The organism is Mesorhizobium sp. M1334, assembly GCF_040317995.1.
In the GTDB taxonomy this organism is placed as follows: Bacteria; Pseudomonadota; Alphaproteobacteria; order Rhizobiales; family Rhizobiaceae; genus Mesorhizobium.
Genome location: NZ_JAMYLM010000060.1, coordinates 1 through 7443, shown reverse-complemented (window position 1 = coordinate 7443; position 7443 = coordinate 1). Strand labels below are relative to the sequence as shown.

General features: G+C 61.1%; 5 protein-coding genes and 3 pseudogenes. 4 read left to right on the top strand and 4 right to left on the bottom strand.

The window, feature by feature from the left end; genetic code table 11:
* Window positions 1-60: 60 nt before the first annotated feature.
* The 3 genes and pseudogenes from tnpA to NKH17_RS33110 form a co-directional block, all read left to right on the top strand.
* Window positions 61-534, top strand: coding sequence for an IS66-like element accessory protein TnpA (gene tnpA / locus NKH17_RS33120; protein ID WP_352973516.1), 474 nt, complete (start codon window positions 61-63; stop codon window positions 532-534).
* Between the two features lie 12 nt (window positions 535-546).
* Window positions 547-867: an IS66 family insertion sequence element accessory protein TnpB gene (tnpB, locus tag NKH17_RS33115; RefSeq protein WP_352903212.1), complete on the top strand. Its 321-nt coding sequence runs from the start codon at window positions 547-549 to the stop codon at window positions 865-867.
* 54 nt (window positions 868-921) lie between these two features.
* A pseudogene (locus tag NKH17_RS33110) lies at window positions 922-1370 on the top strand (IS66 family transposase); the annotation flags it as partial.
* Between the two features lie 283 nt (window positions 1371-1653).
* On the opposite strand, the gene NKH17_RS33105 reads toward NKH17_RS33110, so the two are convergent.
* A complete protein-coding gene (locus tag NKH17_RS33105; protein ID WP_502910658.1) occupies window positions 1654-2823 on the bottom strand; it encodes an IS110 family RNA-guided transposase in 1170 nt (389 codons plus the stop codon).
* 76 nt (window positions 2824-2899) lie between these two features.
* Between NKH17_RS33105 and tnpC the strand changes: the two are divergent.
* A pseudogene (tnpC, locus tag NKH17_RS33100) lies at window positions 2900-4006 on the top strand (IS66 family transposase); the annotation flags it as partial.
* A gap of 257 nt (window positions 4007-4263) precedes the next feature.
* Here the strand turns inward: tnpC and NKH17_RS33095 are convergent.
* The 3 genes and pseudogenes from NKH17_RS33095 to NKH17_RS33085 form a co-directional block, all read right to left on the bottom strand.
* Window positions 4264-4479, bottom strand: coding sequence for a hypothetical protein (locus NKH17_RS33095; protein ID WP_352973517.1), 216 nt, complete (start codon window positions 4477-4479; stop codon window positions 4264-4266).
* Window positions 4480-4558: 79 nt separating this feature from the next.
* Window positions 4559-5692 carry an alanine racemase gene (gene alr / locus NKH17_RS33090; protein ID WP_352973513.1) on the bottom strand — a complete coding sequence of 378 codons (1134 nt, stop codon included), beginning with the start codon at window positions 5690-5692 and terminating at the stop codon, window positions 4559-4561.
* A gap of 791 nt (window positions 5693-6483) precedes the next feature.
* A pseudogene (locus tag NKH17_RS33085) lies at window positions 6484-7210 on the bottom strand (IS256 family transposase); the annotation flags it as partial.
* Between the last annotated feature and the right edge of the window lie 233 nt (window positions 7211-7443).

The following is a 7443-nucleotide window of genomic DNA, read 5'->3' as shown; positions in this document are numbered from 1 at the left end:
GGCCCCTTGACAACGAAATCCCCATACAAGGTGTCCACCAAAATAGGTGGACACCTTGTGATGGAAGAAGATGAGCAGAAACTGCGGGTGAGGCTTGTCGGTCGGGACGGGCGACGCCGATACGACCCGGCATCGAAGGACCGTCTTGTCTCGGCCTGTCTTGAGCCTGGCGTGTCGGTATCGAGGCTTGCGCTCGAACATGGGGTCAATGCGAACCTTCTTCGGAAGTGGATAAAGAAGCGGGCGGAGACCCAGTCCCTCCCACAGCCCCCACCATCGGCGTTCATCCCGGTTCAGATTGAAAGCACTTCCGATCGGGCCTTGCTGCGACAGAGCAGCATGGCTGCGGTGGATTTGCCGGGGACTTGCGATGGGGCACGTAGGTCGGCATCGAAAAGGACAGCGCCTTTTTCCTCTCTAGCCAAGGTGAGCGCGTCGCTGCCGAACGGCGTGAAGTTGACGCTGGAATGCGGTGATGTGGATGCGTTGACGGCGACCATCGGAGCACTGGGTCATGTTCAGACTGGGCGCTGACCTGAAAGTCACCTGCACCGCGAGCCAATCGACTTCCGGGCCGGCATCAACAGCCTTGCGGTTCTGGTCCAAGAGACGATGGCGCTCGATCCGTTTGCTCCGGCGGTTTTTGCGTTCTGCAATCGCCGTCGCGACCGGATGAAGCTCCTGTTCTTCGATCGGTCGGGCTTTGTGCTGGTCCTGAAGCGGCTGACCGAGGACAAGTTCCGGTGGCCGCGCCGGGAGGCAGCGGTGGTCACGCTTACGACCGAGCAATTGCACTGGATCCTCGATGGCATCGACATCGATGCGATGGTCCGCCATCCGGTGCGGCAATATCAGGTTGCGGGTTGAGGGCTCTCGAATTGAGCGGTTGACGCGGCGGCATGCTTTCGATTCAAGAATCTGATGAATCGACCCGGCGAACCGACTGTTGAAGCGTTGATGGCGCGTATTGCTGCGCTGCAGGCGCAGAACCGTCAACTCACCGAACGCGTCGTCAAACTCGAAGAAGAGCTGGCGCTTGCACGACTGCATCGTTTTGCGCCGCGCAGTGAAAAGCACATTGACCGCCTCTTCAATGAAGCCGAACAGGCCGCGGATGAGGACGCCGCCGACAACGAAGATGGCGGCGTCGTTGTCCTGCCGGACACGGGCTTGCCGGCGAGCGAAGGGGCGACGGCGGCCGCAAGGCCTTGCCGGAAAACCTGCCGCGCGAGCGCGTCGAGTATGACCTTCCCGACGATCAGAAGGCTTGTCCTTGCTGCCGTCACCAGATGCATCGCATGGGCGAGGCCGTTACCGAGCAACTTCATATCGAGGTGAAGGCGAAGGTCCTGCAGAATGTGCGGTTCAAATAGGATTACATGGTCAAGTGTGATTTTCCTCCTTCGCAGTTTCGGTCCAAGGTCTGAGCCCGATCACGTGACGCGGCCCGGTCGCCGGGCCTCATCCACCTCACATGCGGTCGCCGCTCCTGGCGGCAGCACCAATATCCCGCTTGCGGCGGGCGCAGGCTCAGGAAGACGAAACCATTCTGCCGATCGGCTGTTGAGGCCATGCATATTTTCGGTTCGCCCACCTGGATCCGAAAGGCTGATCAGGCCTTTGCGGAATGGAGGAAAAGGGTGGTGGAAGCGGTCATGCGGTTTTCATGAGCGCTCCCTGGATGATGACGCCGGCGGTCGCGTATTTCCACAGCGCCACCAGCAGCTTGCGGGCGAGCGCGACGATCATCGCCTTCTTGAGGCGGCCGCCGTTGCGCGCCACCCGTTCGCTGAACCAGCGGGCCAGGCCCGAGGCCGGCTGATGGCGCAGCCACAGCCAGGCAAGCTCGACCATCGTCGTTCGCAGCCGCGGATTGCCTGCCTTCGACACGCCTTGTTCGTGATCGATCGTGCCGCTCTTCCATGGGGAAGGTGCCAGTCCCGCGTAGGCGGCCACCTGCCTGCGGTTGTTGAAATGCCGGAACAGCCCTTCGGCGTGGAGGATCGTCGCGAATTCCGGCCCGATGCCCTTCAGCTTGAGCAACATCGCCGCCGGCGTCGAGGCGTCCACCGCCATCGCGGCGAGCAGCGCGTCGCGCTCGGCCTCCACCGCCTTGATCTGGCCGAGCAGCAATTCGAGACGGTCAAGTTCGCGGCCGATCTGGGCCTTCATGCGGGCCGGCAGGGCGCGGCCATCGCCGGTCCGCAGTTCTTCCAGGCGATCGCGGCGGTCGCGGCGCAAAGGCTCGTAGTCGCGGATGCCCTGGCTGAAGAGCAGGCCTTTGATGCGGTTGACGTGCTCGACCCGTTCGGCGACCAGCACCTTGCGCTCGCGGTTGGTCCGGCGGCGATCCTCATTCTCGGGCGTCGGCACCCGGACCATCGAGCAGACGCGCGGCTCACCCCGCTTGACGGCCAGCAGGGCGCGGATCAGCGCCTCGCCATCAAGCCGATCCGTCTTGGCGCGACGGTGGCGGCGCGACACCGCGATCGATGCCGTATCGACGATGTGACTTTCGATCCAGTCCTCGCGGTTCAGCACCCGGTCGATCCAGAAGCCGTCCAGCCCCGCCTCCTGGATCACCACCAACGGATAAAGCGTGCCCGTGCGCGCCTCGGCCTTGCTGCGCAGCCCGGTGAGGCAGACGAGCAGCCCGGCACTGTCACCGCCGGCGACCATGTGGCGTGACATCTTCTCGCTGCCCGGTACAATCGAGGTGACTAGCCAGGTCGATCTGGACAGCTGCAGCGAGACGAAGATTGCGCCAAGATCCACGCGGACAGCGGCTTGTAGCTCGGATTGATCGGTGGTCGAAAAATGCATGAAAGGGCCTCCAAAGAGCGAGTTGCGATGGCCCACTCTGCCAGAGTGCGGGCCACGATCCACTCCCCATGGGATCTGCCGTCATTGCGACCGTACCGGCATCAACACGCCGGTCGTGACCGGGCCGATGCCCGCGCAACCCTTGCCGGGCAGCATCGCCACGGCTTCGACGCTGGCCTTCGCGCTCGTTCACAAATACGTCGACGGCACACCGCTCTACCGCCTGGCGCAGGCCTTCGAGCGCGCGGGCGTTCCTGTCAGCCGTGGCGCTCTGGGTCAGTGGGTGATCGGCTCGAGCGAAAAGCATCTCGCCCGCATCTATGACGTGCTGAAGCTGCGGCTCAGATCGCAGCCCCTCATCCATGGCGACGAGACCACGGTCCAGGTGCTGAAGGAAATGGACAGAGAGGCCACCAGCACCTCGTACATGTGGGCATACCGGAGCGGCCACGACAGTGACGAGCCGATCGTGCTGCTCGATTATCAGCCGGGTCGCGGCCAGATACACCCGCAGACCTTCTTGGGCGATTACCGCGGCATCGTGATGAGTGATGGCTATTCCGCCTGGCGCACGCTGGAAGGGGCAACGCATCTTGGCTGCATGGCCCATTCGAGGCGGCGCTTCGTCGATGCCCTAAGGGCGAGGAAGAAAGGCGGCGGCCCGCCGGAACAGGCGCTCCGGTTCTTCGAACAGCTCTATCGGGTTGAAAGGCAGGCGCGGAACGAAATCCCCGATGACGGCGAAACGCGGGATGATTGCATTCGCCGCTTCCGCCAGCAACATAGTGTCCCCATCCTCCAGGCTCTCAAGGCATGGCTCGACGACATCGCCCCAAAAGTCTTGCCGGACAGCAAGCTCGGCGACGCCGTCTCCTACACCCTGAACCAATGGGGATATCTGACTCGTTACACCGAGGACGGCAGCATGCCGATCGACAACAATCTTCTCGAGCGTGACATCAGAATCTTTGCCACTGGCCGGAAAAGTTGGCTGTTCAGCGATACCGTCGACGGAGCCAGGGCCAGCGCCGTCATCTACAGCCTGATGTTGACCTGCCGCGCCTGTGGCGTCGAGCCGTTAGCGTGGCTGCGCCACGTCCTCACTGAACTACCTCAGCGCCCCGAGAACGCAGCCATCGAGGATCTGCTGCCCTTCAACTTCGCCAAAGTAACAGCAGCCTGATCAGACCAGATACCGTTCCCGATTCGAAGGCCATCCGTCGAAAGCCCCCGCGTCAACGTGCAGCGAAAATAGCGCTTACTATGTTTTTGGTATCTCCGGTGCTTGACCCGATTGGCACCCCTAGACAGCACGCTGAGGGTCCATCGTAAGGACGGCAGGTCGATGCAGTGTTTACAATGAGCGTTTGTCATCGAGAGAGACTTGAAGGCTGTCTTGTCTGGCTCGTCGAGGAGTTGAACCAGAAAATGCCGCTTGCGTTACCGTTGCAGCCCAGATCCGGCGCGAGAGTCTGGCCGGATCGCGCAGCCGGGAAGACTCAAACGCCGATGTTGCGTGCGATGCTGTCGGCAGCCATGCGCCAGTCGATCGACCGGGCCAGTTTTCACCAGCGCATGATCCATGTTGAGGATCTGGTCGAGCCGGGATCGCAACAGGTCGGTCTGTCCGCTTTCGTGCCGTTCCTTCGGCCGCATCGCTCGCTCCCTCGCAGCTTCGCCACAACAGTCGAATCACGCGTACGGGCACGCTACAATTTGCCTTCCAGGCGGCCGGCTAACGGTGCAACCCCGAGAGATCCCTACCCCCGATGTACGATCGAACCGATCTTGAGCCAAGCGCCGTCATGACTTCGTTAGGTATGCAACCTATTGATTTGGCGAGCTCATCAACCGATTGCGATGGCCCACAGACCTCGACCAAATCGCCGAGCGATGGCTTTAAATCTGCCGCCGCACTAAGATCAATAATCGAGGTGTCCATGGAAACCCGGCCTATGACGCCAGCCGCTCGGCCTTTATAATAGACCCGAATCCGATCCCGATTAGCCGCAGGACGTGTGTAGCGCGGATAGCCGTCCACATAGCCCAAAGAAATGACTCCGATAAGGCTGTCCCTCTCTAGCCTGTGAGCCCTTCCATACCCAACGTAATCTCCGTGACGAAGTCTCTTCACCTGGAGGAGCCGCGCATGCATAGAGACAACTTGTCGAAACGGGTTGCTGCGGCTTACGAACGGATTACCGCCGTAGAGACCTATACCCGGACGAACCATCTCAAAATGGGCCCTGCGACCGAGGAAGCACCCTGCTGAGCCGGCTAGCGAGGCCCGCCGGAGCGATCCGAACTCCTTTCGGACCTGCCAAAAGGTATCAACCTGCTCTCTGTTGCGAGGGTCGGAAGGATCGTCGGCACAGGCCAAGTGGCTCATGATCAGGTCGAAATAGTGTAGGCGACCTTCGATCATATGTGTCAGAGTACCCAACTCCTCCATGTGGAACCCGAGTCGATTGATCCCGGTGTCGACATGCAGGGCGGCTCCGCCAGTCCAGCTTTCGCGTTCGCAGAAGTCGATCCAAAGCCGAACCTGGGACTCCGAAGTGAGTACCGGCTTAAGATTGAGCGTCTTGTGGGCGGACTCAGTACCAGGAAGGAGTCCATTTAGGACGTATATCTCACCGCCATCATTTTGCTCGCGGAGCTGAGCCCCTTCTTGGAGATGCGCCACGAAAAAGCTTGCGCAGCCCTCTGATGCCAATCGGCGAGTGACGGCCGCGAGTCCTGCTCCATAGGCATCCGCCTTAACTACAGCCGCAACTCCCGCCCCAGGGCAAAGAGCTCGGAACTCGTTGAAGTTCCAGGCGAGATTATCGAGGTTGATCTGTACCTGTTGCGAATGGCACTGGAGCATTGTTTTCTGTCCTATTATTAATAGCGATCGGTGCCTGGCTTCTGGGAACTCCAACAGACGGATCGCTTTTGCGGCCGCTCCAACTCTCGCACGCCCACCGCCAACTCGAAACACGGATCGCGCGCCTCACGACCGTGGACACAGAGCCGGGAGAGACGAAGCAGCGTAACGGGACATTCTCGCATACTTGGCGGCAGCGGTCAGCTTCGTCCGCCCCGCGCCGCTCGCAGAAGACTTGGATGCCCTGCAGCTGTCATCGGGTACGATCCCTTGCGCAGTTTGATATGAGCGCCTGACACGAAACGCTCGGGCAAGAGTTGCGTCGTCGCCCGGGGGCAAGCAGCCACAATCGACTCGCAAACGCCAGGTACCATGGGCGCGCACCGCCATTCAGCACGACCTCAAAAGCCGCGCGTAGTATACCGCTCTGCGTACCCGAGGTTACAACCACGGCAACGCCCTCCGATCTGTCGTAGACCGCCTTGTCAGTCGCCTGCGCTATGTTAAAGACTGGCACCTTCAACGTCCCAGATATGCCCAACCTTCAACTTCATAAGCGGTGGAGGCTTCCCCTGCCCAGGACCTCTTCTTGGAAAATCTCGCATCGAACTTCGCATGCCTCGCTAGAGGTAGACAACACAGAACGCTCCGGATTGCCGAACCGCCGACGTGATCTAAACCTTTTGGGGGAGTCTTCGCGCAAAAGTTTGTAAATATATTATCACAAAGATGATAATAAAGGGCAGATTGCCGGGCGATGTACCGTACCCAGCCCTGCGTAGCAGCGCTGCCACCTCGCCGATCGCCGCGAACAGGCCGGCATGATCGTCGGAGACGACCAGCTCGACGCCCTTAAGGCCGCGCGCCTTGAGCGCCACGAGGAAGTCCTTCCAGGCCGAGCGGCTCTCGCGATTGGCCATCCCCACGGCCAGGATCTGGCGCCGGTCGTCCCAGTCGATGCCGACCGCGATCAGCACCGCCTAGCCCGTGACGATGTCGGCCTCGCGCACCCTTCTCGTAGCAGGCATCGAGCGATGAGGTAGGGGAAGGGCTCGTGAAGCGGGCGCTCGGCAAACGCCTTCAGGCTCTCGTTCAGGCGTTTGTTGATGGCCGAAATCGACGAGGCCGAGAAGCCATGACCACAAAGCTTTCGGTGATCGCCCTGACCTTCCTGGTCGACGCCTCTTGCACATACATCTCCGCAAGCGTGGCAACCAAGGCCCGCTCGGAGCGCTGGTAGCGCTCGAACAGCTCGGTGTAAAAGCGGCCGGCCCGGTCCTGCGGAACCCGCAGCTCAAGCTTGCCCACCCGCATGACAAAGGTGCGGCCGTAATAGCCCGAGCGATAGCCCAGCCGCTCCGGCGTCCGCTCGCCCTTCGAAGCGCCCAGCGCCTCATCCTTCTCCGCCTCGAGAACCTCCTGCACCACCGCACGGATCACTCCGTGCAGCCCATCCGGGTCCAAAAAGCAAAATGTCTTTGACGGCAGCGCTGGCGGTCTTACTTCAGTCTTGGTCATGGTGGCGTTCCTTCCACGGAATCGGTGACGTTGAGTATCACCAGCCTGCCATGACCGCCTCCCTCTGAGCGAATTGGCAGAACTCTCAGCACATCTGTGGACGCCCCCGTGAGCGCAAGAAGAATCTTCGAAGGCAGTATAGCGGCGCGTAGTCGGGTGCTGACATCTGTCCGGCCTCTGATGCGGCCTTCCATTTGCCGCCGGCCCGTATGGGAGTTCGCCGATCGGATCCA

Excerpts from the sequence above, each read along its gene's own strand:
- tnpA (WP_352973516.1), top strand. The coding sequence starts at position 61 with ATGGAAGAAGATGAGCAGAAACTGCGGGTGAGGCTTGTCGGTCGGGAC.
- NKH17_RS33105 (WP_502910658.1), bottom strand. The coding sequence starts at position 2,823 with ATGCATTTTTCGACCACCGATCAATCCGAGCTACAAGCCGCTGTCCGC.
- NKH17_RS33095 (WP_352973517.1), bottom strand. The coding sequence starts at position 4,479 with ATGCGGCCGAAGGAACGGCACGAAAGCGGACAGACCGACCTGTTGCGA.
- alr (WP_352973513.1), bottom strand. The coding sequence starts at position 5,692 with ATGCTCCAGTGCCATTCGCAACAGGTACAGATCAACCTCGATAATCTC.